The sequence below is a fragment of the Kitasatospora sp. MBT66 genome (genome assembly GCF_000710405.2).
GTDB classification, from domain to species: domain Bacteria; phylum Actinomycetota; class Actinomycetes; order Streptomycetales; family Streptomycetaceae; genus Kitasatospora; species Kitasatospora purpeofusca.
The window spans coordinates 866,240-892,223 of sequence record NZ_JAIY01000003.1 but is presented as its reverse complement, the minus strand read 5'-3'; the positions used below and the strand labels follow the sequence as shown (position 1 = coordinate 892,223).

General features: G+C 74.6%; 21 protein-coding genes. 10 read left to right on the top strand and 11 right to left on the bottom strand.

Translation table 11 applies throughout. From position 1 onward, the window contains the following. Positions 1–86 precede the first annotated feature (86 nt). A complete protein-coding gene (locus BI06_RS06005; RefSeq protein WP_030395464.1) occupies positions 87–683 on the bottom strand; it encodes a choice-of-anchor C family protein in 597 nt (198 codons plus the stop codon). 327 nt (positions 684–1,010) lie between these two features. After that, a complete protein-coding gene (locus BI06_RS06000) occupies positions 1,011–2,231 on the bottom strand; it encodes a benzoate/H(+) symporter BenE family transporter (protein ID WP_043465557.1) in 1,221 nt (406 codons plus the stop codon). Between the two features lie 203 nt (positions 2,232–2,434). Between BI06_RS06000 and BI06_RS05995 the strand changes: the two genes are divergently transcribed. From BI06_RS05995 to BI06_RS05975, 5 genes are all read left to right on the top strand, one after another. Beyond that, a complete protein-coding gene (locus BI06_RS05995; RefSeq protein WP_043465555.1) occupies positions 2,435–3,412 on the top strand; it encodes an alpha/beta hydrolase in 978 nt (325 codons plus the stop codon). Continuing rightward, complete coding sequence (locus BI06_RS05990; RefSeq protein WP_043465553.1) at positions 3,409–5,577, top strand: hypothetical protein; 2,169 nt, start codon at positions 3,409–3,411, stop codon at positions 5,575–5,577. The genes BI06_RS05995 and BI06_RS05990 overlap by 4 nt, the downstream gene beginning before the upstream one ends. Continuing rightward, positions 5,577–6,515, top strand: coding sequence for a MoxR family ATPase (locus BI06_RS05985; protein WP_043465551.1), 939 nt, complete (start codon positions 5,577–5,579; stop codon positions 6,513–6,515). The genes BI06_RS05990 and BI06_RS05985 overlap by 1 nt, the downstream gene beginning before the upstream one ends. Further along, entirely contained in the window at positions 6,508–10,635 is a 4,128-nt protein-coding gene (locus BI06_RS55065; RefSeq protein ID WP_051740295.1) for an SAV_2336 N-terminal domain-related protein, read from the top strand. Before BI06_RS05985 ends, BI06_RS55065 begins: the two co-directional genes overlap by 8 nt. A gap of 85 nt (positions 10,636–10,720) precedes the next feature. Then, positions 10,721–11,386, top strand: coding sequence for a response regulator transcription factor (locus BI06_RS05975; RefSeq protein WP_030395458.1), 666 nt, complete (start codon positions 10,721–10,723; stop codon positions 11,384–11,386). A gap of 7 nt (positions 11,387–11,393) precedes the next feature. On the opposite strand, the gene BI06_RS05970 is transcribed toward BI06_RS05975, so the two are convergent. The 4 genes from BI06_RS05970 to BI06_RS05955 all read right to left on the bottom strand — a co-directional run bounded on the left by BI06_RS05970 (position 11,394) and on the right by BI06_RS05955 (position 15,498). Further along, positions 11,394–12,731, bottom strand: a complete 1,338-nt coding sequence (locus tag BI06_RS05970) for a sensor histidine kinase (protein ID WP_051740294.1) — start codon at positions 12,729–12,731, stop codon at positions 11,394–11,396. Beyond that, positions 12,724–14,103, bottom strand: a complete 1,380-nt coding sequence (locus tag BI06_RS05965; protein ID WP_043466297.1) for an ABC transporter permease — start codon at positions 14,101–14,103, stop codon at positions 12,724–12,726. The genes BI06_RS05970 and BI06_RS05965 overlap by 8 nt, the downstream gene beginning before the upstream one ends. Positions 14,104–14,108: 5 nt before the next feature. Next, complete coding sequence (locus BI06_RS05960) at positions 14,109–14,861, bottom strand: ABC transporter ATP-binding protein (RefSeq protein ID WP_043465549.1); 753 nt, start codon at positions 14,859–14,861, stop codon at positions 14,109–14,111. A gap of 88 nt (positions 14,862–14,949) precedes the next feature. Continuing rightward, entirely contained in the window at positions 14,950–15,498 is a 549-nt protein-coding gene (locus tag BI06_RS05955; protein ID WP_063764282.1) for a universal stress protein, read from the bottom strand. A 277-nt stretch (positions 15,499–15,775) separates the two neighbouring features. Between BI06_RS05955 and BI06_RS05950 the strand changes: the two genes are divergently transcribed. The 4 genes from BI06_RS05950 (at position 15,776) to BI06_RS05935 (ending at position 19,686) form a co-directional block, all read left to right on the top strand. Continuing rightward, entirely contained in the window at positions 15,776–16,390 is a 615-nt protein-coding gene (locus BI06_RS05950; protein ID WP_051740293.1) for a peptidase inhibitor family I36 protein, read from the top strand. Between the two features lie 125 nt (positions 16,391–16,515). Then, positions 16,516–17,121, top strand: a complete 606-nt coding sequence (locus BI06_RS05945; RefSeq protein WP_051740292.1) for a hypothetical protein — start codon at positions 16,516–16,518, stop codon at positions 17,119–17,121. Between the two features lie 53 nt (positions 17,122–17,174). Further along, a complete protein-coding gene (locus tag BI06_RS05940; RefSeq protein WP_199523235.1) occupies positions 17,175–18,023 on the top strand; it encodes a HEAT repeat domain-containing protein in 849 nt (282 codons plus the stop codon). Positions 18,024–18,102: 79 nt separating this feature from the next. Then, positions 18,103–19,686 carry a tetratricopeptide repeat protein gene (locus BI06_RS05935; protein ID WP_055731112.1) on the top strand — a complete coding sequence of 528 codons (1,584 nt, stop codon included), beginning with the start codon at positions 18,103–18,105 and terminating at the stop codon, positions 19,684–19,686. Positions 19,687–19,726: 40 nt separating this feature from the next. Here the strand turns inward: BI06_RS05935 and BI06_RS05930 are convergent, their stop codons facing one another. Next, positions 19,727–20,650: a helix-turn-helix domain-containing protein gene (locus BI06_RS05930; RefSeq protein WP_082558288.1), complete on the bottom strand. Its 924-nt coding sequence runs from the start codon at positions 20,648–20,650 to the stop codon at positions 19,727–19,729. A gap of 197 nt (positions 20,651–20,847) precedes the next feature. On the opposite strand from BI06_RS05930, the gene BI06_RS05925 reads away from it, so the two are divergent. Next, complete coding sequence (locus tag BI06_RS05925; RefSeq protein ID WP_233290021.1) at positions 20,848–22,335, top strand: amidohydrolase family protein; 1,488 nt, start codon at positions 20,848–20,850, stop codon at positions 22,333–22,335. Positions 22,336–22,865: 530 nt separating this feature from the next. On the opposite strand, the gene BI06_RS05920 is transcribed toward BI06_RS05925, so the two are convergent. From BI06_RS05920 to BI06_RS05905, 4 genes are all read right to left on the bottom strand, one after another. After that, the gene (locus BI06_RS05920) at positions 22,866–23,747 is read right to left on the bottom strand and encodes a YhjD/YihY/BrkB family envelope integrity protein (RefSeq protein ID WP_233290020.1); all 882 of its coding nucleotides are present in this window, start codon (positions 23,745–23,747) and stop codon (positions 22,866–22,868) included. 214 nt (positions 23,748–23,961) lie between these two features. After that, on the bottom strand, positions 23,962–24,438 hold the full coding sequence (locus BI06_RS05915) for an ATP-binding protein (RefSeq protein WP_106981229.1): 477 nt from the start codon (positions 24,436–24,438) through the stop codon (positions 23,962–23,964). A 108-nt stretch (positions 24,439–24,546) separates the two neighbouring features. Next, a complete protein-coding gene (locus tag BI06_RS05910; protein WP_051740290.1) occupies positions 24,547–24,942 on the bottom strand; it encodes an STAS domain-containing protein in 396 nt (131 codons plus the stop codon). A 108-nt stretch (positions 24,943–25,050) separates the two neighbouring features. Next, positions 25,051–25,947, bottom strand: coding sequence for an RNA polymerase sigma factor SigF (locus BI06_RS05905; RefSeq protein WP_030395444.1), 897 nt, complete (start codon positions 25,945–25,947; stop codon positions 25,051–25,053). Positions 25,948–25,984 lie beyond the last annotated feature (37 nt).

Below are 25,984 nucleotides of genomic sequence, written 5' to 3'. Positions count from 1 at the left end.
AGCCGCTCCGGGGGTCACCGACGGCCCGACGTCCACCGACCGGCCGGGCACCCGGCTGCTCGGTGGACGTCGGGCCGTCGGACCGGTCAGCCGCAACAGGGCTTGCACTCCTTCACCTGCACGTCGTCGACGACCGGCCCGTACGACCCGCCGACGGTGCTGGTGAAGCCCAGGGTGGTCGACGCGCCCTGGGCGACGAAGGTGAACTGACGGCCCACGTAGCCCATGGCGGCGAAGGTCCGGCCGGTGACGTCGAAGGAGAAGTCCTGGAAGTTCTGGCCGTCGATCAGCGCCCGGCCGGTCTTCAGGGCCGGGGCGCCCGCCGGGTTGCCGGCCAGGGAGTAGGTGACCGAGTAGGTGGCGCCCGGGACGGTGGTGAAGCTCTGGGTGACGGTGCCGGCGCTGGTTCCGTTGAGGTCCACCGACTGGTCGCCCTCGGCGGCCTGCCAGAAGCCGGCGCCGATCAGGTCGACGCTGCCGCTCGCGACGCGCCACGGGCCGATGGTCTGACCGGCGGTCAGCGGGGTGAAGGAGTTGACGGGGGCTTTGGGCGTCTCGAAGCTGCCGTCGTCGAACCGGCTGAGCGCCCGGTTGCCGCCGGCGGCCTGGGCCGGGACGGCCAGGGCGGTGGCGCCGGCGACGAGCAGGGCGACGGCGGCGATGCGGGTGCGCGAGAACGACATGGGTGCCCTCCCGGGGCTGACTGGTGCGTTGGGATCAGCCGATGATCGGCTGTGCACAGAGCGTCCGCCGTCGCGGTGATCCCTGCCAAGGCCGGGCGGATGGCGCCCGGTGTCGCGCCCGGCCCGGGACCGCGCTCCCGCACGCCGGTTTCGCCCGGTCCGGGCCGGTGGCGCCTGGCCGGACGGGCCTCGGCGGACGGCCGCGGCACCTCGGACCGGCCTCGGACGGGCCCGACCCGGGCGCCTCCCGGGGAGCGGAACGATTCGTGCACGCCCCTCCGGTGTCGCGCACTCCCGGGCCCCGCCCGTCGCCTGCCGCCGATACCGCTACCGCCGGGCGTCCAGGACCAGGTGGGTGCCCAGACCGAACACCAGCCCCCAGAAAGCCGATCCGATCCCGAACAGGCTCATCCCCGAGGCGCTCGCCAGGAACGTCACCATCGCTGCGTCCCGCCCGCGCTCCTCGGCGACCGCCGCCGCGAGGCTGCCCTGGAGCGAGGCCAGCAGCGCGACCCCGGCGATCACCGCGATCAGTTCCTTCGGCAGTCCGGTGAACAGGCTCACCAGCACCCCGCCGAAGCTGCCCACCAGCACGTACAGCGCACCCGAGGACATCCCCGCCACATACCGGCGGCGCGGGTCCGGATGCGCCTCCGGGCCCGAGCAGATCGCCGCCGTGATCGCGGCCAGATTGACCCCCGGCGAACCGAACGGCGCCATCAGCACCGATATCGCGCCGGTCGAACCGATCAGCAGCCGGTCGTCCGCCCGGTAGCCGAAGGCCCGCATCACCCCGAGACCCGGCGCGTTCTGCGAGGCCAGGGCCACGATCGTCAGCGGCAGCGCCAGACCGACCAGGGCGGACCAGGAGAACGCCGGCGCCGTCAGCACCGGCACCGTCGGCCCGCCCGAACCCAGGTGAAGCGGCAGCCCGACCGTCAGCGCCGCCAGCACCCCGCCGGCCAGCAGCGCCACCGGCACGGCGTACCGGGGCGCGAACCGCTTGGCCACCAGGAACGCCGCGAAGGCGCCGACCACCAGCGTCGGCGCGCTGTGCACGGCACCGAAGATCCCGGCGCCGAAGGAGAACAGGATGCCCGCCAGCATGGCGTTCACGATCCCCACCGGCACTGCGGCGATCAGCCGCCCGAACCACCCGGTCACTCCGAACAGCGTCACCGTCACCGCGCTCACCAGGAACGCCCCGATCGCCTCCCGGTACGGGTAGTCGCCCAGGCTGGTCACCAGCAGCGCGGCCCCGGGCGTCGACCAGGCGGTGACCACCGGCGTCCGCGTCCACCAGCTCAGCGCGAACCCGCTCACGCCGCTGCCGATCGCCACCGCCCAGATCCAGGAGGCCGTCTGCGCCGTGTCCAGCCGCCCGGCGGCCGCCGCCGCGAGCACCACCACCAGGGGCCCGGAGAACGACACCGCGACACACACCAGGCCCGCCAGCAGCGCCGGCCCCGACACATCGCGCCGCAGTGCCCGACGCTCCCCGTCCCCGGCCGCCACTGTCTCCGGCCGGGCCGTCAGTTCGTTTGTCATCCCGGCAGTATCCCGAACCGGTCCGGGCACGGATCGGCCGTCCCTCCTCTCCCTTGCACCTCCCCTGTCACTCCGGTCCCGTCCCGGATCGACAGTTTCCTTGGCCCGAAGGGTGGTTGGTACCGTTCTCCTCGCCCGGCCGAACCGTACGGCGGCTGCCGGGCGGGGGCGGGACACGGCACGTGCGGGCGGGTGGGAGCGAAATGGCGATCGATCGACCGGTTCCGCAGCTGGTCTTCGTGCACGGCATCGGAGGTCCCCGCGACCCGGAGGCGACACTCGCCGAGTGGAAGCAGGCGCTGGCCGAGGGCGCGCAGGGGGCGGGCCTCGCCCCGGAGGCCGAGGCGCTGATCGAAGGCCGCTCCGCCGACTGCTCCTTCGCCTACTACGGCGACCTGTTCGCGTCCGAGGGAGCCCAGGGCGCCGACTCCCCGGAGGCCGCCGACGAGGAACAGGCCGCGATCATGCTGGCGCTGATGACCGAGTTCCTGGACGAACTCCTCGAACTCCCGGAGCACCGGCAGAACGTCCGGCTCCGCCGCCTGCGTCGGCAGCTCGGGCCGCTCGACGACGCTCAGGGTGTCGGGCACGTGGGCCGGCTGCTCGCGACCGGCCTCGCCTCGGTCGGCGCGATCCCCGGCCTGCACCTGGGCGCGCGGGCACTCAGCCGCGGTGCCTTCCTGCGGATCCTCTCCCAGCCGGGCCGCTACCTGCGCCGCGGCTACCCGGACGCCGCCGGCCTGACCCTGGACCGGCGGATCCGCGACCGGATCCTGGCCCGTCTCGACCCGTCCCGCCCGGCGATCGTGGTCGCCCACTCGCTCGGGACCGTGGTCGCGCTGGAGGCACTGTCCGAATACCCGGGCCCCGTCCCGCTGTTCGTCACCCTCGGCTCGCCGATCACCACCCATGCGGTCGTGTGGCCGCTCCTGCGCCCCCGGCCCCCCGCGACCCCGGCGACCGTCGCCGCGTGGGCCGACTTCCGGGACAGCGACGACCTCGTGGTGCCGAAGCGCCGGCTCGCCAAGGCGGTCGTTCCCAACGCGCGGGGCGTCGGACCGGTCTCCGACCGGATGGAGTCGGCCCTGCTCTGGCCCCACGACGCCACCGTCTACCTGCGCCGACGGGAGGTGGCCGCGACCGTGCTGAGGACGCTGGCCGAGCCGGCGCCCCGCGCATGAGCGAGGCGCTACCGGCGCCGGTCCGACACCTCCTGTTGGTCGCCACCCAGTCGAACGGCGCGGACAACGGGCTGCCGACCCTCGAAACGGCGGCCGAGGAGCTCTACGCGGCGCTCACCGATCCGGCGGTCGGAGGATGCGTCCCCAGCCCGGGGGCCGACGCGCTCCGGCTGCGCTCGGGAACGGTGCGGCGCCGGGAGATCGACGACGCGGTCCGCGCGGCGACCCGCGCGGCCGGCGAGGCCGGGGCGACCCTGGTGCTCGCCTTCCTCGGCCACGGCCAGACGGCGCAGGGCTCGCCGAAGCTCTGGTACATGGCCGCCGACAGCGAGGAGGGCCGGGCCCTCGACTGCGTGGACATCGGGGCGGCGGTCACCACGGCCGCCAACCATCCCGGTGTGGCCGGCGTCGTGGTGGTCGTCGACACCTGCCATGCGGCGGCCGGAATGCCGGACGTGAAGGAGCTGGCCGCGGGCTTCGGGGTCGGGGGCCTGCGGGTCTCGGTGCTCGCGGCCTGTTCGGCCCTGGAGAAGGCGTACGCCCTGGGCCTCAGCCACCGACTCGCCGCCGTGCTCGGACGCGGACTGCCGACGGGGGAGGAGTTCCTGTCCTTCGACGCCGTCCGGGAGGCGGTCGCCGGAGCGGTGGCGGAGAAGCAGACCGTCGCCGGGTTCACCTACAACGGCGACGGCCACACGCTCTGGCTCGCCCGGAACCGGCAGTGGCCGCCGCGCCAGCAGGCCGCGAGCCCGAGCGGGTTCGGCGCCGCCGACCTCGCCGCGGCGCTGGCCGAATGGCCCGACGCACCGCCGGGACCGCCGCCGCGCGACCTTCGGGCCCTGTCCGCGCTCGCGGACCGCGCCGCCGCCGCAGGAGCGTGGCGGGTGCAGGAGACCGCCGAGGCCGTCATCGCGTCCATGCAGTCCGTCGCCCTGCTCGTCGACGTGGCGGGACCGGCTCTGACCAGCCCGGTGCTGCGCCGGCTGGCGGCCGGGTTCAACCGCCGGTGGGCCGGAGTGATCCCCGAACCGGTCCGGCCGCCGAGCGCCCTGACCGGCCGGGCCCTGTTGCAGTACCTGCTCGAGCACGCGGCGCTCCGGGCCTCCGGCGCGGCCGGCGGCGCCTCGGTGTACGCGGCGGTCGCCTGGTACCTGGTCGCCGGTGCCCACGCCTGCGGCGCCGACCCGCAGGACCCCCGAATCCGGGACTGGGCCCGGCGGACCGGGGCCGAGATCGCCCTCAACGACGCGCTGGCCCAGCACGGCGACGGGCCGGCCGGGGACCGGGGCCGCCGACTGGTCATCAGCCTGGACGCCGCGCAGGTCGACTGGCCCGACTCCCTCTCGGTCTGCCTGCGCGAGGGACCGGACTGCGTCCACCACCGCCACTTCGACTGCCGGCCCGACCGGGACGGTGTCGAGCGGGCGCTGCCGGACATCCTCGACTGGGCGGACGCACTGCTGCCCGGACGCTCGCCCGTCGCCTTCGTCGACCTGGTGGCGCACGCCCCCGTCCTGGTCGACTGGCATCCGGAGGAGGTGCTCGTCGGCCGCCGCCTCCTCGGCGTCACCCGCACGGTGACCCTGCGCTGGGCCGGACGGCTCGTGGAACGCGGCCATCTGCGGGGCATCAACCGGGAGGCCCGGAGCCAGCTGGAGCAGCTGGAGCAGAAGCCGCTCGACGACGGCGTCCCGGTCGACTGGGTGGACCCCGGACGGACCGGACCGGAGCAACTCTTCGCTGACCTCACCCGGGGCCGCTACCAACGCGCAGTCGGCCTCACCGAGCCGGTACCGGTGCCCCGGCTGCTGGAACTCGTCACCGCGTTCCTGCCCTACACCCCCATCGTGCTGTGGCCGCACCGGGACACCGAGCCGACCGGGGAGGGATGGGGCTGCCTGGACCACCTGTGGGACGGCCTGCCCGACGGGTTCGGCGCGGCCTACCGCTACAAGATGCAGGCCGGCGGCGACCCGGCCCCGGTGACCGACGCCCACCTGCTCCGACTGGCCGCGCTGCGCACCGCCTGGCACGACCTCGACTGGCTCGACTTCTGCGGCCGGTACGACCGGCACCCGGCGCCGCCCATGGCACCGGTACCTCCCACCACCCCGACTTCTCCGATCGCACCACCGACCGACGCCCCGGCCCCGAGGAGCACCTGATGTCCTGGCAGAGCTACTACCGCGGCGACGGCGAGCCACGCGACGTGACCTTCGCGCCGCCGCCGCCCTGGCGCCGGTTCGACGGCGAGGAACCGCACCGGGCCTTCCAGCCGCCGGAAGGACTGACCGACGCGGTCAACGCCGCGCTGTACCTGCACCGGCCGCTGCTGATCACCGGGAACACCGGCACCGGCAAGTCGTCGGTGATCGCCCAGGTCGCCGCCGAACTCAAGCTGGGCCCCGTACTCAAGTGGCACATCACCTCGCGCAGCACCCTCCCCGAGGCCCTCTGCCGCTACGACGCCCTCGGCCACATCCACGCCGTCCGCGTCCAGGAGACCTCGGCGGACGGCCTTCCCGACATCGCGCCGTTCCTGCAACTCGGCCCGCTGGGCACCGCGCTGCTCCCGAGCGGGAACAGGCCGCGGGCACTGCTCGTCGACGAGATCGACAAGAGCGACATCGACCTGCCGACCGACCTCCTCGACGTCCTGGAGAGCGGGGCGTTCGAGATCCCCGAGCTCGTCCGCCACGCGCGGCGCGAGGTCGAGGTCCGCGAGTGGGACTCCCGGGAGACCGCCACCGTCGTGGACGGCCGGGTCCGGTGCACCACCTTCCCGTTCATCGTGCTGACCAGCAACGGCGAACGCGACTTCCCGGCGCCCTTCCTGCGGCGCTGCGTCCGCTTCGACATGCCGAAGCCGACGGCCGACACCCTGCGCCGCGCCGTGGCCGCCCACCTGAGCCTGGCCGGCCCGGACCTCGTACCCGCGGAGGGGCTCATCACCGAGTTCGCCGACCGGGTGGCCCGGGGCGACAACCTGGCGATCGACCAACTGCTCAACGCCGTCCGCCTGGTGACGGACCCCGACGCGCCGGACCGGGCACAGCTCGACCGGCTGCTCGGACTCCTGCTCCGGGACCTCTCCGGTGCCTGACCGCACGGCCGACCTTCTGACGGCGCTCAGCCGGTTCCTGCCACCGGACACCGACCCCGCCGCCCTCGCGGACGCGCTGTGGCTCGCCGCCGGCCGGGTACCGTCCGGAGCGGTCCCGGAATCACCGCTCGCCACCACCCCGCCACCGGCCCCGGCCCCGTCACGGCCGACCGACCCCGACGCTCCCGCAGCGGAGGACCTCCCCGAAGCGGACCCGCCGGAGGCCGGGCCGCCCGTCTACGACGGCCTCGCGGCCGGATCCGCACCGACCGGCGTTCGGGTCCGGGTGGCCGCCGCCCGCGCCCTGCCGCACGCGCTGGAACTCGGACGCGCCCTGCGCCCGTTCAAACGCCGCTATCCGCACGGCCCCCGGCAGGTCCTCGACTTCGGCGCGACCATGGCCGCCTACGCCCGCGACGGCGACCTCGCGCCGGTCTTCCGCCCCGCCCCCGAACCGTGGTTCGAGGCTGTCGTCCTGACCGACTCCTCACCGACGATGGCGATCTGGCAGGACAGCGCGGACGAGTTCACCACCCTCCTGGCCGGCCTCGGAGCCTTCCGCCGGATCACCTCGCTCCGGCTCGACCCCGGCCCCGAAGCGGCCGTCGAGGACCTCCACGGCCGACCGGTGGCCCACGGACGCCTGGCGGGCACCCGCCGGCTCGTCGTGGTCCTCTCCGACTGCGCGGCCCCCGCTTGGCACGACGGGGAGGTCTGGCGCCTACTGCGACACTGGGGCACCACCGGGCCGGTCGCCCTGCTCAACCCGCTGCCCGGGCGGCTCTGGAACCGCACCGCCCTCGACCTGCCGGCCGTCCGCGCCCGGCACCGCGTCCGACCGGGCCGCAACACCGAGCTCGACCACGCCGTCCCCCTGATGCTCACAGCCCTGTTCGGCGCCGACGCGGGCTGGGTGCCCCTGCCCACCTTGTCCTTCACCCCGCACTCGCTGGGCCGCTGGGCGAACGGCATGATGCGCGGCGCCCCCGCGGGCTTCGACGCGGTGCTCGTCCCCGCGAGCGGCACCCTCACCTCGCCCTTCCTCCCCGAGGGCGAACCGGAGCCCGAGGACACCCATCGACGCATCGCCGCCTTCCTGCACACCGCGTCCCCGGAGGCCCGGCGGATGGCCGCCCTGTGCAGTCCGTTCGGCCGGTTGAGCCTCCCTCTGCTGCGGCTCGTCCGGCAGGAGGTGGTGCCGGAGGCCGGCACGGAGGACCTCGCCGAGGTCCTGACCTCCGGACTGTTCGACCTCCGCAGCGACGACGGGTCCGTGGTCCTGACGATCCGCCCCGAGGCCCGCGAAGCCCTGGCCCCCAGACTCACCCGCCACGACGCCTGGACCGTCCAGTCCGCCCTGACCCGCCACATCGCCTCCCGGCACCCGGGGGCGGCGCGGGCACTGGAGGGGATTGCGGTCGCGGACGCGGAGCAATTGCCGCCGGACCTGCGGCCGTTCGCGGTGGCCTCGGCGGAGATCGGGGCGCTGTTGGAGGCGGGGCGGAGGCCGCGTCTTGGTACGGCCGTGGCTCCCGTCGAGCCCGAGGTACCGGCCACCCCGAGGTTCCCCGACCCGGCCCGGAGCGCGGCGGTGCTCATCGGGCTCCTCGCGCGTCCACGAGACCGAGCGGGACTGGACGCACTCCACGAGGTGCTGACCTCGCCGACCAGCTGGGGTCTCGGCCCCGACCGGTGCCGGGTGCTGTTCGACCCTGCGGATCCCGCGGCGATCCTGACGGCGATCGAACAGTCCTCCGCCCTGGCAGAGGACTCACTGCTCGTGTACCTGCAAGGACCGGTCGCCGTTCTGCCGTTCGGCGACCTCGCGAGGATTCTGCGGGCACGGGGCAACGCCCCGACGGTGCTGCTCCTGGACGGCGCGGGCGCGCCGCAACTGGCCCGGGCACTGGACTTGGAGACGCTGGGCGCGGGGTACGGGCTGTCCGTTCTGGTGAGCCGGTCGCTCCTCCCCGAACGTGACGGCAGTCTCGCGGTACGACTCGCGCGCCTGGCGGCGCAGGGCCTGATCGGCGGCCCCGACGTGCTGGAGCTGGACACGGTCGACCGGGTACTGGCCCAGGAGCACACCCGCAGCTCGGCGTCCGACCCGGGCCTGTGGTTCCTCGGCCCGGCAGCGCCGTTGGCGCTGCTGCGCAACCGCTTGGCGGAGGATTTCCTCGACCCGGCGGTTCGACATGCCTACGAGGCGGTCGCGGCGGAGTTGAAGGCTTGCAACGCGGGGATCCCGCGGAAGGACCGGGAACTGATGCGGGCCTTGGTGTCCTTCGCCCACGGCCGGGACCTGACGGCGGCCGGCGCGTGGAATCCCGCTCAGCTGAGCCGGTCTCTCGCGAACTCGCTCAAGGACTTCCTGGAACCGGCGTTCACCCTGGTCAGGGAGACCGGGGGAGACGAGGGCCGGTGGGACTTCTCCTGTCGACGGGCGGACGGAGGGATTCGTGCGCTGATCGATGTCCGGACGGTCACCGGTGACGGACCAGCGGTCGAGAGCCTTGCCGTTCCGGACCGGACCTCTGCCAGGCTCCGGATCGTGTTCCTGCTCGACCGCACCGGAGGGGCCCGGCTCGACCACCTGCTGAACCTGACCCCGGATGTCGGTGTGGTCCCCGCCCCGGGATCGGGCACGGCCTGTGCGGTGCTGTTCCGGATCCCGGTGGTGCTCACGGACGAGTCGGCCGGCCGAAGACGCGCCACGGCGTACACCGCCGCCGGGCGGGCGGATCCGTTGTGGGTCTGGTCGGACCGGTTTGCCCGGCTGGCGGACCTGCCGCGGTCCCGGAGCTGGGCCGAGGACGTGCGGACGCCTCTCGTCACTCGGTCGTTCCCCGGCGGACAGGTCAATCTCTGGGACAGGTCGATTCCGGTGGCTGCGTTGTTCACCGACCACCTCCCCGAGCTCCGCACCAACGTCGAGGCACTGCGCCGCACGGAGACAGCGTCCCGGGCGGACCGGACGCAACTGTGTGTCGCTGTTTTCGAGGCCGACGCGGGTAGCTGGGTTGCGGACGACCTGAGGCCGTTGCAACGAGCCGTCACGCTGCTGGGTACGAAGGAGGGCCGTGCCGTCCTGGACCAGGACCCGGACTCCCCGATCGCCATCGTGGTGTCCGACGAGTTGTACCGGGAGCTGACCGACAGCGCCGCGGCCGGGACGGTGCGGGCCTTCATGCCCTTCCTCGTGCGTGATGAGGAGCGTCGGAGCGAGCAGGCGTGGCTGGGCCTGCCCGGGCGTACGGCCCCTGAGATCATCGGGCTGCTGCGGGCAGTAGGCACGCGTAGTATTCCCCGGAACAGTGCCTCCGGCTACTCCGTTGCCGAACTCCGTACACGGCTCCGCCAACTCGGCGTCCGGCAGGGCGAACTGCTCCTGGTCGAGGTCGACGACCAGGAACTGGGACCGGAGGTCCACCCGGAGCGGCTTCTCACCGCGCTACTGGACGTGCTCGGTGAGCAAGGCACCCTGGTGATGTCGGCCGCGACCCCCGAGAACTCCCTCCGTTCACCGTTCACCCGACGCGCCCTCGAAGGACTGACACCGGAGGCCGCCGCGGCCTACCGCGACGCTATGCCGCCCTTCGACCCCGACCGTACGCCGGTCTCCGCGCGGGCGGGGCGTCTGGCCGAACTCCTGCGCCAGTTACCGGGAAGCGTCCGCAGCCGCCATCCCCAGCAGTCCTTCGTCGCCCTGGGCCGGGACGCCGATCATCTGATGGCTGAGCATGCCCTGATTGAAAGCCACATCGGATACGCGTTCGGTCCGGAGTCGCCGCTCGGGAGACTGATGGAGTCCGATGCGCGCATGCTCCTCCTGGGTGTACCACCGGAGCAGTGCGTCGTCCGACATCACCTCACGGCTTATGAGGAGCTGCTTTCCGTCACTGAGAGTTGTGTGGTGGCAGAGCCCGACGGCACCACCGGCCGTCGCTGGCTCGAGTACGAGACCTTGGATCTCCTGAGAGCGGCAGAAGAGGCGCCGCCACCCTTGATGGGTTTGCACAATGCGTGGTTCCCGGTCCTACGAGGTTCTCTGGGCCGGGCATCCGTCCTGCTCGTTCCGATCGTGGGGTTCATCGGCACGATGCGCCGTAGGGACGAATGATTCCTGACCGACGAGATCTGCCCGCCCGATCCGGCCCGCCCACCTGCGGCTCCCGGCCGGATCGGGCGGACCCGATAATGGCTTCATGATCGACAAGCGGTTGCGCGTGGTACTGGCCGAGGACTCCGTCGTCCTCCGGGACGGCATGGTCGAGCTGCTCGGCGCGCGGGGGTGCGAGGTGGTGGCGACGGCCGGGACGGCGCCCGAGCTGCTCGCCGCGGTGGCGGAGCACCGGCCGGACGTCGCCGTGGTGGACATCCGGATGCCGCCCACCCACACCGACGAGGGGATCCGGGCCGCCGTCGAGATCCGTTCGACCGACCCGGGGGTGGGCATCCTGGTGTTCTCCCAGCACGTCGAGACGACCTGGGCGGCCCGGTTGCTGGCGGGCGGCGCCGCGGGGATCGGCTACCTGTTGAAGGAACGCGTGGCCCGGACCTCGGAGTTCATGGACGCGCTGCACCGGGTCGCCGACGGTGGCACGGCACTCGACCCGGAGGTGGTCACCCGGTTGATGCGCGGCGCGCGGCGGCGCCCGGTGGACAGCCTGACGCCGCGCGAGCGCGAGGTGCTGGAGCTGATGGCGCAGGGCCACTCCAACCGTTCGATCGCCGCGCTGCTGGTGGTGTCCGAGCGGGCGGTGGAGAAGCACGTGGCCGCCGTCTTCACCAAGTTCGACCTGCCCGCCACGGACGTCGACAACCGGCGGGTGAAGGCGGTGCTCGCGTACCTGGCCGACCAGGAGGGGTGACGGCGGCTCACAGGGTCGTCGGGAGCTCGGCCGTGACCGTGGTGGGCCCGCCGGGCGGGCTGTCCACCCGCAGCACCCCGTCCACCGCCGCCAGCCGCTCGGTCAGACCGGCCAGGCCGCTGCCGCCGCCGGGCGCAGCTCCGCCGCCGGGGGCCGCCCCGCCCCGGCCGTCGTCGCGCACCAGCACCCGGACCCGGCCGTCGGCGGCGCGCACCGCGAGTTCCGCCGAGCGGGCCCCGCTGTGCTTGGCGATGTTGGTGAGCAGCTCGGCGACGCAGTAGTAGACCGCCTGTTCGATCGCCGGCTCCGGTCGTTGGCGCAGGTCCAGCCGGAGGTCGACCGGTACCGGGCAGGTCGCGGTGAGACCGGGCAGGGCCTCGCCGAGGCCGCCCTCCGGCGTCACCGGGTGGATGCCCCGGGTGAGCAGGCGGAGCTCGGCGATGGTGTCGTCCGTCTGCCCGCGGGCGCGGGTGACGAGGGCGCGCAGCCGGGCGGTGTCCGCGGGGGCGGACGGGTTCGGCGTGGGCGCTCTCTCGGGGCCGAGCGCGTCCTCGGCGAGCGCGAGCGTGATCGCCAGCGCGACCAGCCGCGCCTGTGTGCCGTCGTGCAGATCGCGCTCCAGGCCGCGGAGCCGGTCGGTGTTGGCCGCGATCAGCCCGGTGCGGGCGTTCTCCAGCTGTCGTACGCGCTGCTGCGTGCGGACCGGTCCGAGCAGGACCCGGGCCAGCCGCCGGTTCACCCCGCTGAGCGCCCGGACCGCACCAGGCGCCGAGGCCAGCAGCACCAGGCCCAGGGGCACGGCGACGAACTCGGGCCAGCCGGCCGTCCGGGGGCCGGGTTCCAGCAGCCGGATCCAGAGCGGGAAGCCGACCAGCCACCCGCCGCCGAGCGGAAGCAGCACGGCGGCCGCGAATCCGAGCACGCCCAACGGCAGGCGCAGCACCAGGTGGAGCAGCACCCGCCAGGCGACCGGATCGGTGAGCACCGCCCGGCCCCGGGCCAGTACCCCCGCCGGGCGGGGCAGCGGGGCCGGCGCCTCGATCCGTTCGCCGAGCAGCCGGTCCACCAGCCACCGCTGCGGTGCGCCGAGCCGGCGCACACCCAGCAGCGCGAGGGCGACGAACGGCAGGCCGACCACCGTCAGCGAGAGCAGGACTCCCGCGTACAGGACCGCGATGGCGCACAGCCCGCCGAGCAGCGCGACCGGCAGCCCGAGGACCGCGAAGGCCCAGTCCCCGACCCGGACGGCGAGGTGGCGCCGCCACCCGGGTGCGGCGCCCCGGCGCGCGCCCCTGCCTGTGTCGTCGGCCGTGTCGTCGGCCGGGCCCTCGGCACGCTCAGTCACGGCCGCCGCCCACCAGCTGCGCCGCCGGTCCGCCGACCGCCCAGCGGCCGGTCACCAGGATCCCCGGCAGGACCAGCGCCGCCGCGCCCGCCACGATCCACCCGCAGGTCGCCACCGGCACCGGCGGCACCGCCGAACCCGTCACCGCGGCGCTGAACGCCGAGGTCGCGGCGCCCGCGACCGCCGCGCCGAGGACGACGCCCACCGCCGTGGTCAGCACCGCCTCCGCCGAGAGCATCCGCAGCAGCTGCGGCCGGGTGGCGCCCACCAGCCGCAGCAGGGCGAACTCCCGGCGCCGGTCGGCCGTCACGGCGACCAGGGTGTTGACGACGGAGACCGCGGCGAAGCAGACCAGCATCCCCAGCTCGGCCTGCCGCAGCCAGATGTCGGTGGCGGAGGTCACGGAGGAGGCGGTGCCCCCCGCTGCCGCTGCGGCCCGCCCGGCGGTGAATGTCATGATCGACATGGTGCCCGACAGCCCCACCAGCAGGGCGACCGGCACCACCGCGGACGACAGCCGCCGCGCGTAACCGCGCAGGTTGGCGTCGGCCAGCCAGCCCGCGCCGGGCGCCAGCACCCGGAGCGGCCCGCCCAGGACGGCCGCCAGGACCCGTGCCGCGAACGGTCCGGCCAGGGCGACCGCGACCAGCAGCACCAGCGAGGCGAGCAGCGCGGCCTGCCCCGCCTTGTCCACCTGGTCGGCCGGCCGCGTCGCCGACAGCCGCAGCAGCAGGACACCGCCCGCCAGCGCGCCGGCCCCGGCGAGCAGCCGCAGCACACCGGTCCGCGCGTGCTCGGTCGAGCTCGCGGTCAGCGCCGCCGCGGGCGCGATGCGGGAGATCCGCCGGGCCGCCGCGGCGGAGGCCGCCAGTCCGACGAGCAGCACGACACCGAGGGCGACCAGCATCGGCACCGGCGTCCCCGGCACCTGCACGTCCGGCGACGCCATGCCGCGCCGCTGGAGTGCGGCGAGGAACCAGCGGGCCGCCACCGCGCCGAGTGCCCAGCCCGGCACGGTCACCAGCAGGGTGGTGACGAGGACCTCGCCGCGCACCAGCCGCCGGGTCTGCCGGGGCGTCGCCGCGACCGTGCGCAGCAGCGCCAGCTCACGGTGCTGCTGACGGAGTGCGAAACCCAGCGCGTTGACCACGACGAAAAACGCGACCAGGACGGCGATCTCGCCGAACGCCCCCGCGATGATCATCAGCCCCGGCCCGGCGGCCGCCTTCCGGACGGCCGCCGGGGTGGCGAGGTCGGCGGCGAACAGGGAGCCGAACAGGGTGACTGCGGCGATCGCGAGCAGCAGGGCGACCGCGGTTCCGGCGAAGGCGGCTGGCCGCCGACGCAGCTGTCCGAGAACGAGGGAGATCATCACGCTCACCCGCCCAGCCCGCTCAGGCGCTCGCCGACCTCGGCGGCGGTGGGGCGCTCCAACTCGTCGACCAACTGGCCGTCGGCCAGCATCAGCACCCGGTCCGCGTACCCGGCGGCCACCGGGTCGTGGGTCACCATGACGCAGGTCCGGCCGTCCCGGTCCACCCCGGACCGCAGCAGGCCCAGCACCTCGTGCCCGGTGGACCGGTCCAGGGCGCCGGTCGGCTCGTCGGCGAACAGCACCTCGGGGCCGGAGACCAGGGCACGGGCGATCGCCACCCGCTGCTGCTGACCGCCGGACAGCTGTCCCGGCCGGTGCCGCTCGCGCCCGGCCAGGCCGACCCGGGCCAGTGCGTCCAGCACCTGCCGCCGGTCGGGCCGCTGCCCGGCCAGCCGGCCGGGCAGCTCCACGTTCTGGGCGACCGTCATGGCCGGCATCAGGTTGAAGGCCTGGAACACGAACCCGACCCGGCTGCGCCGCAGCTCCGCCAACCGTCGCTCGGGCAGCCCCGACACCTCGGTGTCGCCCCACCGGACGGTGCCCCGGGTGGGCCGGTCCATCCCGGCGAGGCAGTGCAGCAGGGTGGTCTTCCCGGAGCCGGACGGCCCCATCACCGCGGTGAACGTGCCCGGCGCGAAGGCCACGGACACCCCGCGCAGTGCCTGCACCGCGGCGGTGCCGCGTCCGTACTCGCGGTACAGCTCGTCCGCCCTCGCGGCGGCCGCGGTACCGGTGGTCTGTGTCGTTCCGTTCATACCGCCATCCTGGGCGGCCGCCGCGCGCCGATCGATGGTGCGGCCCCCCGAACCGGGGGTTCGGTTTTCCGAACCCCCGGCCCGGCGGTCAGCGCACGCCGACGGGCCGGGGGAGGGCGTGACCGGCGCCGTGCTGGCCGACGGCGAAGGGGAGCGGCGCGCCGCTGCGGGCACTGAACTCCAGCCGCTCCAGCAGCTCGGACGGGGAGACGGGGACGACCGGGCAGGTCGCGTGCGCGTGGCAGTGGCCCACGACGGAACCGGGCAGCAGCCGCCCGAGGCGGCCGTGCCGGCCGGTGCCGATCACCAGTCGGTCGTCCGGTCCGGTGACGGCGGAGACCAGCGCGGGCCCGGCGCCGCCCCGGACCGTCAGCGGGTGGACGACCAGGTCGGCCGGGTAGCCGCCGAAGGCCTGCTCGAAGGCGGTGTCGATGCGGCGGCGGGCGGCGTGCTCCAGCTCGGACAGCGGGCGCGGTCCCCGCCGGTCGCCGTCCGAGGCCGACCAGGCGGCGACCGGGACGAGCACGGCCTCCCGCCGGGCGGCCTCGGCCACGGCGCGGTAGAGCGCCGCGAGGCTGCCCAGGGACCCGCTGAGTCCGACGATCACTCTGGTGGTGCCGCTGGTGGTGCCGGTCATGGCTGCTCGCCTCCGCCTCGGTCGCGTGACCCCCGGTGTTCCCCGCCTCCGGGGAACCCTTGTCCATGGAACGCTCCCACCGCGGTGCCCGGGCGGCCGCGACGGCACCATGACGGCGGGAGGCGCGTTCTTGACGGACCCATGACGCGGTCGCGGGCCGCCCGGTGGGGCGCACAACGGCTCCGAGCGGCAACCGGCGGCACGCATTCCTACAAGACCCCAGCCACCGCGCCCGGACACGATGGAGCTCCGAAGGACCACGCAAGGAGGTCGCACGATGGAACGCCTGCACGTGGGAACCATGAAGAAGCGTCTGTTGGCCGTACCCTTCGCCGTCGCGGCCGCCCTGGCGGTGTGCGTCGCCCCCGCTGCGACCGCGGCTACCGCCGCGACCGCGGCTACCGACCCGGGCGCCGCTCGCGCGGGCTTCTCGGCCCAGGCCCGCAGCCTCGGACTGGACAGCTCCCAGGCCAAGAACCTGCAGAACCGGGTCGACGGCTACCTCGCCAAGACCCCCGGGGCGAGCCAGGTGGCCGCCAACAGGATCACCCTGAGCGGCGGCGGCGAGCTGCTGCTCACCCTGCCGGGGGAGGAACGCGCCCGCGACCTGGCTGCCGCGGGCAACCCGGGGCTGTCCGCAGGCTGCCCGTACACCTACGTGTGCGCGTACAGCGGTGAGGACTTCACCGGCGACGAGCTGCGCCTGTTCACCTGCAACTACCCGGTCAACATCACTTGGGCCGGGACCGGGTCGTGGATCAACAACCAGCGGTCCACGCTGTACGCCAGGTTCTACGACCGCAACCACAACGTCGGCTGGACCTCGCCCGGCGGCTACAGCGAGGACCGGCACGCCCCCTGGGGCTGGGTCTACTGGCTCAGCCCCTGCTAGCCAGCGCCCCTCGGAGCCGCGAAGCCGAGCTGCCGGTCGTCCGCACGGACGACCGGCAGCTTGCCGAACGGGACCTTGCCGTCAGGGCCGGTCGGATGTCGGTGGGGGAGGCTAGGGTCCGCGGCATGGAACAGGACCTCCTGAAGCGCTTTCCGCCCCTGCCCGACCGGATCGGCCACGTCGGGGGCGTGGAGTCGCTGACCTTGGACGGGCGGCGGTACTACTTCGGCTTCGACTACAGCAGCGATCTGGTCGTCTCCCCGCTGATCGACGATCCGAAGGCGATGGCCGCCTTCGCGAGCGAGTACATGCGGCAGCGCACCGGCAGGCACGACGCGGCCTACTGGGCGGACCTGGTGGCGCTGGCGGTCGACGGCACGGCGCTGACCGGCGACGACGCGGACCGGGTCGTCGCCTCCGCGGACCTGCGCGGCGGCCTGCCGGAGTCCGGCGGCCATCTGCTCTACCTCCTGGGCGCGGCCACCGGCTGGGAGGACTGGTTCGAGGAGGCGCCGGAGGTGCGGCGGGCGTACGAGCGGCTCGGGTTCGACGAGGACGATCCGGAGTCCGTCGACCACTGCCTCGACGCTGTCCGGGAGCACGGGAGGCAGGCGCGGCCCGACGAGTGGACGGTCGTGCACTTCCATCTGACCGCAGCGGTACGCCATCTGCCGGGCAACTGGGGCCTGCTGTTCGCACCACTCGCGGAGGGTCTGCCGAACCACCGCTGAGCGCCCGGTAATTCCCGGGACTCCGCGGAGTCGATCGCCTAACATGCCGAGCCATGGCGATGTTTGTGCACCTCACAGCGGCGGCGAACGCGCCGCGCATCCGGCGGGCCGGGATCCGTGCGGCCAGTCACGGCCAGGGCGGCGCACGCGGGGTGTACTGCTTCCCGGTGCTGCCGTCGTACACGCTCACCCACCAGTGGATGCGCGAGCTGGGCCGCTTCGACCGGCGGGGCGGGCGGGTGGCCGTGCATGTCCGGTTGGACGACGCCCAGCCGGTGCTGGTCGGGTCCTACGGGGACCGCAGCCTGAGCGCCCAGGCCGAGGTCCCCGCGGCGGAGGCGGTGCGGCGGATCGCGGCGCTGGACGACCCGCGCGGGTGGGAGGTGTTCGTGCCCAGGGCGGTCGGGCGGGCGGAGGTGCACCGGGTCCGCGCCGCGCCGCAGGTGGTGGGCTGGCGGTACTGCCCCGACGCGCACGGCACCCGGCCCTGCACCTGCTTCGGCTGCCGGGTGCGCGGCGGCTACGGGGCGCGGCGGCTGCGCGAGCGGTTCCCGCACCCGCTGGACGGCCCGCCGCCGCCGACCGGCGTGCTGCTCGCCCGGATCGCGGCGGCCGGGGACCCGGGCGACCCGGCCGAGCTGGAGGCGGTCCTGGACCGGTTCATGCTGCTCCGGCGCCGCCGGGGCCCGATCGCCGAACTCGCCCACCTCGCCGCCCATCCCGAGCACCGCGTCCGGGAGTCCCTGGCGTGGGCGATCCGCAACTGGCGCACACCCGGGGTCGCCGAACTGCTGGCCGTCCTCGCCGAGGACCCGCACCCGGACGTGCGCGAGGCGGCGGCGGACGCACGGCGGCCGGTCCAGCAGGCGCCCGCCGTCGCGGAGCCGTCCCCGGCCCGGTGACCTCCGCGCTCGCGGGCGACCGGGGCCGGTGGTCGGAATCCCCGAACGAGTGTGCGCGGGGCCGCCCGCGCACACTACGGTGAACCGGACGGCACTCGGGGTGGGGGAGCGGATGCGGCAGGGTGCGCTGATCAACGACCGGTACCGGATCGACGGCCCGATCGGCGCCGGTGGGATGGGGGAGGTCTGGCGTGCCCAGGACACCCGGCTGCGACGGGACGTCGCCGTCAAGGTCCTGCTGCCCCAGCACGAGGGCGCGGAGGACCACGGAGCGCAGGCCCGCTTCGAGCGGGAGGCCCGGATCACCGCGCAGCTGGAGCACCCGAACATCATCGGCGTGTACGACTACGGCATTCACCGGGAGGCCGGTCGGGCGACGCCCTACCTGGTGATGAGCCTCCTCACCGGTCGGTCCGTCGCCGAAGCCCTGAGAACGGGTCAGCGGTGGTACCCCGTACAGGCCGTGGAGTGGGCCGCGCAGATCTGCAGCGCGCTGTCCGCCGCCCACGCGGTGGACGTCGTGCACCGGGACATCAAGCCCGCGAACCTCTTCCTGTCCCGGCAGGCGGACGGCACGGAAGCCGTCGTCGTCCTCGATTTCGGCATCGCCGCCTACCTGATGGCCGGCCACACCCGGCTCACCCCGACCGGCGGCGGCCTCGGAACCCCGGCGTACATGGCTCCGGAGCAGATCAAGGGGCTGCCGGCCGACGGCCGCGCCGACCTCTACTCGCTCGGCTGTGTGCTGTACGAACTCCTCACCGGCACGACGCCCTTCGGCTCCCGCGACAGCGTGTACGCCGCGATGAACGCCCATCTCAACGAGCAACCCGTGCCACCGCGGCACCACCGGCCCGACCTGCCCGCCGGGCTCGACCGCATCGTCCTGCAACTCCTGGCCAAGGACCCGGGGGACCGCCCCGCCTCGGCCCTGGCCGTGGCCGGGGCGCTGCGGGCTGCGGTCGCCCCGTCGGCCCCGGTCGCCACCGCACTGGCCACCCTGTTCGACCTCCCTCCGTCACCGGTCCCGTCACCGGCCCCGCCCCCGTACCCGCCCGCGGCCGTCCGGCCGCCCACCGCGGCCGAACTGACGACCGCCCACGAGCTGGCCAACTCCCTCAGCCGGGAGGGACGCCACAACGAGGCGACCGCCCTGCTGGCGCAGGTGGCCGACGGCCGGGCCCGGTTGCTGGGCGCGGCCCACCCGGACACGCTCACGGCACGCAACAACCAGGCGTACAACCTCGGTGAGGCCGGGCAGTACCGGGAGGCGGCCCGGCTCCTGGAACAGGTGGCGGCCGACCGGCACCGTGCCCTGGGGCCCGACCACCCGCACACCCTCACCAGTCGGCACAACCACGCCTACTACCTGGGTGAGGCCGGCTACCGCGAGGAGGCGGCCCGGCTCCTGGAACAGGTGGCGGCCGACCGCCGGCGCGTCCTCGGACCGGACCATCCGCACACGCTCACCGCCCGGCACAACCACGCCTGCAACCTGGGCGAGTCCGGGCAGCACGGCGAGGCCGCACGGCTGCTGGAACTCGTGGCGGCCGACCGCCACCGGGTGCTGGGCCAGTTCCATCCGCAGACCGTCAAGTCCCGCAAGAGCCGCGCGATCCACGCCGCGCGATCCACGCCGCCCGGACCTGATGCCCGGACCTGATGCCCGGCGCGGGTGCCCGAGCGTTCGGCCCTGTGGGCCGTCAGGGAGCCAGCGCGCGGAGCAGCAGCAGGCCCTCGGCGGACGGGCTGCCCGGCCGGGCCTGGTAGACCACGAGCTGCTGGCCCGGGGCGCTGTTGACCGTCAGCGTCTCGTAGTGCAGGTCGAGGTCGCCGATCCGCGGGTGGTGGAGCAGCTTGCTGCCGCCGGTCTTGCCGTGCACCTCGTGGCGGGCCCACAGGCGGCCGAACTCGGGACTTCGCAGGGAGAGTTCGCCGACCACCTCGATGAGGCGGCGGTCCTCGGGGTCACGGCCGGCGGCGGCGCGCAGGGCGGCGACGGCGTCGTGGGCGGCACGGTCCCAGTCGCGGTGGAAGGTGCGGGCGGCCGGGTCGAGGAAGGTCATCCGGACCAGGTTGTCCACCGGGTCGAAGGCCGTGTAGAGGGTGGCCGCGAGCCCGTTGAGGGCGAGGACGTCGAAGGCCGGCCCGACGACGACGGCGGGGGTGTCCAGACTGTCCAGGAGCTGCTGCAGCGCGGGTGACGGCCGCTCGGGGGCCCGGCGGCGCGGCCGGGGAGCGAGGCGCGGGGCGGCGAGCCGGAGCAGGTGCGCGGCCGCGTGCTCGTCGAGGCGGAGGGCGCGGGCCACCGCGTTCAACAGCTGGGGGGAGGGGCTGCGTTCGCGGCCCTGTTCCAGCCGGGTGTAGTAGTCGGTGCTCACGCCCGCCAGCACGGCGACCTCCTCGCGGCGCAGTCCGGGTACCCGCCGGTGGCCGACCCGGGGGATGCCCACCAGGTCCGGGGCGAGGTGTTCCCGGCGGGCCCGCAGGTATTCGCCGAGGAGGTTGTCGTGCCGCCCGGCCCGCCCGGCCCGCCCGGCCTGCCCGGCCCGTCCTGAACCGTGCGGGCCGTCGTCCCGCCGTCCGTCGGGGTGTTCGGGCGGGCGCGGGGGTTCGTCGGTGTGCATGCGGTCGAGGCTACGGGCCGCCCGGGGCGGTGCGAAGCCCCGAGCGGGGGTGGGCCGCACCCAGGAACAGCGCGGCCTGGAGGCGGCCGGGCCCCGGTGGCAGCGTGGAGACCCCGGACGCGGGCTGTGCCCGGCCCCCGCCGAACGCGCCTCCCGGACACCCTCGCCCGCCGCCTCTCCTCACGAACGGACCACCGTTGCACGCCTTCCACCGACCCACCGACACCGCCCGGCCCGAGCTGCTCGACCTGCTGCGCCGCACCGACGGCGACCCCGGCCGGCGCATCCTGTTCACCGGCGCCACCGTCGTCACCATGGACCCCACCCTCGGCACCCTGGCCACCGGTGACCTGCTGGTGGCCGGCAGCACCGTCGCCGCCGTCGGCACCGATCTGCGGGCCCGCGGCGACGCGGCGGGCGCGGTGGTCGTCGACGCCTCCGGCACGATCCTGGTACCCGGGTTCGTCGACACCCACCGCCACGCCTGGCAGGGCCAGTTGCGCCGGTTCATCCCCGACGTCGACGACCTGGCGGGCTACGTGGGCGCCACGCTGGCCCGGTACGCGCCCGTGTACCGCCCCGAGGACATGTACACGGGGACCAGGCTGGCCGCCCTCGGCGCCGTGGACGCGGGCATCACCACAATGCTCGACTTCTCGCACAACTCCCGGACGGCCGCCCACTCCGACGCGGCCGTGCAGGCGCTGGTGGACAGCGGGATCCGCGGGATCCACGCGGCGATGGGGCCGCACTTCGGCGACTGGGACCGGCAGTGGCCGGCCGACCTCGGCCGGCTGGTCGACCGTTTCGGCGGCGGCAGCGGGCTGGTCACGTTCCGTCTGGCGGCCCTCGCGACGGCGGAGATCGCCGGCCCCGCACTGGCGTTCGGGCCCGGGCTGGCCCGCGTCGCCGCCGAACTGGGCGTCGGCGTCAGCGTGGACGCGGTGTTCGGCCGGGCGTCCTCCGCGGCCGTGCTCGACTGGGAGCGCGAGGGACTGCTCGGCGACGGGCTGACCCTGATCCACGCCACCGGGCTGACCGGCGAGGCGTGGCGGGCGATCGGGGCGAGCGGTACCCGGGTGTCGCTCGCCCCGACCTCCGAGGCCCAGATCGGCCTGGAGGACGCCGTCCCGGCGGTGGACGAGGCGCTCGCGGCGGGCGTCCGGCCGGGCCTGGGCATCGACGTCGAAGTGGCGCTGGCGAACGACATGTTCACCCAGATGCGGGCGCTGCACGCGATCCAGCGGATGCGCGCCGTCCATGCCGTGCACGCTGCACGTGGCGTACACGCTGCCCGTGCCGGACGCGCCGCCGATGCCGTGCGCGGCGCGGACGGGCCGCCGGACCGGATCACCACCGCCGACGTGCTGGACTTCGCGACCCGCCAGGGCGCCGCCACCGTCGGTCTCGGCGCCACGATCGGCACGCTCACCCCGGGCAAGCAGGCCGACGTCCTGATGATCACCGCCGACGAGATCAACAACCTCCCGCTGAACGACCCCATCGGCACCGTCGTCCTCGGCGCGGACGCCCGCAACATCGACACCGTGCTGATCGCCGGCCGCGTCCGCAAGTGGGCCGGGCGCCTGCTGGACGTCGACCTCACTGCCCTCCGGGCGGAGGTCGCGGCCTCCCGCGACCACGTCCACCGCGCGGCGGCGGCCGCGACCGGCGACCGCGGATAGTCCGGGAACCACGGCCGCGGAGGCGCGCTCCTCGACCGCCCGCGCCCCCACCCGCGGGACACGTCCTCAGTCCGGCGGCTCGGCGGGGCTGTGCCGCCCGGGGTCCGGTCGGCCGTGGCCGGGCTCAGGGGCGGGTTCCGGGTCCGGCTCAGGCGGGACGGGCCGGCCGGGCGGGGCCGGCGGGTCGGGCGTCACGGGCGGCTTTCCCGGCTCCGGCGGTGTCGGCGGCACCGGCGGAGCCGGTGGGGCAGGCGGTACGGGCGGCGGCGGCGTCGGAGTGAGGTCGGGGTTCGGGGGGACGGGGACGGTGTCCATGGGTGCGGTCTCCTGTCTGTCGGGGGGCGTGTGCGGGTTCCTGCCCGGTCAGTCCGGAGCGCCGAGGGCGGCGTGCGAGGCGCTGAGTGTCGTGGGGTCAAGATCTTCCATGCTCCCCGGGTATCCCCGATCCGGAAAGGCAAACCGGTTGATCCCGGGGCAATATCCCCGAACCCGGAACTGCCGCCCCAGTCGCCCGCCCGTCGGCCCGCCCGTCAGGCGGGCCGACGGTGCCGCGGCGGTGTCGGCCCGGTCCCCTCGACGGGGCGGTCCGGCGCGCCGGTCGCCGGGGCGCTGTCCGGGTGGTGGGCGTCACCGGGCCGCTGCAGCGCCCGGCCGACGACGCTCCCGCCGTAGACGGTGAACCCGACCCCGATCAGCCACGCCTGCACGACCAGGACCGTGCCGACGGTGCCGTAGGAGACGGCGTTGGACACCAGCAGCGGCGCGAAGACCAGCCGGGAGAACAGCCGCAGCCCGGCCAGGGCCGCCATGGTGGCGACCGCCCCGGGCAGCAGACTGCGCCACGGCGCCCGGGGACCGAGCAGCAGGCGCGGCAGCCACCAGAACAGCAGGACGCCGCCGATCACGGTGGTGGCGATACGCAGGGCGGGCTGGGCGTCGGTGCCGTGCCCCGGCACGCCGCTCCAGGCCGCGAGCACAAGGTAGGTGGTCACGGCGGCCAGGGCTACGGCCTGCCGCCACACGCCGTGCCACGGTCCCGCCGGAAGGTCCCAGATCCGCTCGTAGGCGGACTGCATCGCGCCGGTGAGGGAGACGCCGAACACGGCGAGCGCGGCGAGGCCGAGACCGGTGGTGGTGCTGAGGACCTGTCCGCGCGAGCCGAACAGCACGCCGACGGACCGGCTGCCGCGGGCCGTGAGCCCGAGACCGTCGGTGATCCACTGGGCGATGCCGTCGCCCCGGGCGGGGGAGGCCGCCGCGATCACCATGAGCAGCGGGACCAGGGTGACGAAGAACAGGGCGGCGAAGGCCAGCGAGCGCTGCATCAGCTCGATCTCGCGGCCCTGCCGCCACACGCGCCGACACACCGCCCCCAGCCGGTGTCCGGCCGTAGGGACGGCGGTGCTCGTCACGGTGCCACCTCCGTTCGGGGTCGCCGTTGCGTCTGCCCGCCTGCGGGAAGGGCATACCTGCGGGAAGGGCATGCCTGCGTCGGCGGGCCGGGGTCGGCAGGCAGGATGAGCTCGCGGCGGGCGTCGACGTACGGACCCGCAGGCCCGGAGCCACAGGATCAGAACCGCAGCATCAGAACCGCAGTATCAGAACCGCAGGGTCGGACCCGCGGGATCAGAACCGTACGGCGACGGGCCGGGTGTCGATCTCGGCCCAGACGGTCTTGCCCCGCTCGTGCGGCACCGCGCCCCACCGGTCGGAGGCCTGCTGCACGATGTACAGGCCGTGCCCGCCGGGCAGGCCGGGGAGGTGCGGCCGGCGCGGCGCGGGCAGGACCGGGGAGGTGTCGCTGACCTCGATCCGCAGCCGCGCGGGGGAGAGGTCGAGCACGAGTTCCAGCGGGCCGTCGGTGTGGAGCACGGCGTTCGCGGTGAGCTCGGCAACCAGCAGGACGACGTCACCGGCCTCGGGCCACGCCCAGTCGGTGAGCGCGGCGAGGGTGAACTCCCTGGCCCGCGCGACGGGCTTGTGCTGCCCGGCCAGGGGCATCCGGCGGCGCTGGTGCCCGCCGGCCGGCAGTACCGACCTGACGGACTCCACGGACCGGACCTCGGTGCGCGTCTCGTCCAGGGTTTCCCGGCGAGTGTTCATGAACGGGTACCCCTTCGGTTCGGCGCTCTTCGCCGCTCTGCTTCCCGCCCGGCTCCGGTTCATGCACGGTGCCCCGGGCGTGTCACGCCGCTCGTCCGTCACCCGCGTTCACCGGGGTGCGGCGAGCGCGTCCGCGACCGACGGGTGCAGACGGAACACCGTGTCGGCCCCGGTCAGCTCCAGCAGTCGCAGCACGGTCGGGGAGGCGGCCGCGAGCCGCAGCTCGGCGCCGGCCGCGGTGGCGCTCAAGCGGGTCTTGAGCAGCAGGTTGAGGCCGGAGGAGTCGCAGAAGCCGACCTGTTCGAGGTCGACCACGAGGACCTGCGGGCGGGTCCGGAGCGCTTCGTCGAGGGCCTGCTCGGCCGGGGGGAGGGTCTCGATGTCGAGGTCGCCCACGAGCACGCACACGGCGGCACGGTCGTCGGCCGGTTGCGGCCGGGCGGTGGCGGTGGTCACGGCTGCGGCCTCCCGCGGCGCGGCTGCTGGGTCGTTCTGGATCGGCATGGTCGTCCCCTCCACAGATGTCCTCACGACCTTACGCGTACGGTGCGGTCCGGCCGAACGGAGGCCGCCGGACACGGTGGTGTCCGGCGGCCGGGTGCTGCGGCCCGCTCAGCCGCCGTCGAGGCCGCGGCGCAGCTGCTGGAGCGTGCGGCTGAGCAGACGTGACACGTGCATCTGGGACAGGCCGAGCTGTGCGCCTATCTGGGACTGGGTCATGTCCTGGGTGAACCGCATGGACAGGATGAGGCGGTCCCGTTCGGGCAGCGCGGCCACCAGCGGCTCCAGGGACACCAGGTCGTCGACCAGCTCGAGCCGCCGGTCCTGCTCGCCGAGGCGGTCCGCGAGCGGGCTCGTGCCCTCGTCGTCGCGGCCGCCGACCAGGTCGATGGAGTCGGTGCTGTGCGCGTTGGCCGCGGTGAGGCCCTCGACGACCTCCTCCGGCGACAGCGACAGGTGCTCGGCGAGTTCGGCGACGGTCGGGGCCCGGTCGAGGCGCTGGGAGAGCGCCTCCTGGGCCCTGGCGAGGGTGATGCGCAGTTCCTGCAGCCGCCGCGGCACGTGGACGGCCCAGGTGGTGTCGCGGAAGTGCCTGCGTATCTCGCCGAGGATGGTGGGGACGGCGAAGGTGGTGAACTCCACGCCGTGGTCGACGTCGAAGCGGTCGATCGCCTTGATCAGGCCGACCGAGCCGACCTGCAGCAGGTCGTCGGTGCTCTCGCGGTGCGAGCCGAAGCGGCGGATCGCGAACCGGACCAGCGACAGGTTCACTTCGACCAGGGTGGAGCGCACGTAGGAGTACTCCCGGGTGCCCTCCTCCAGGGTGGCGAGTCGTGCCAGGAGCACCCGGGTGAGCTCCCGGGCGTCGGCCGGTGCGACCTCCCGGGGGTCCTCGATGCCGTCCAGCTCCGGGAGGTGGGGCCGGGTCGGGACGGGTGCGGCGGCAGGCGACTGGTCGGTCCGGTGCGCGGGCTTGGCGAGGAGGATGTCCTCACTGGTCGTGGCCATGCCGGTCCTTTCCCTCGGTGGTGCGGTCCGTCCCCCG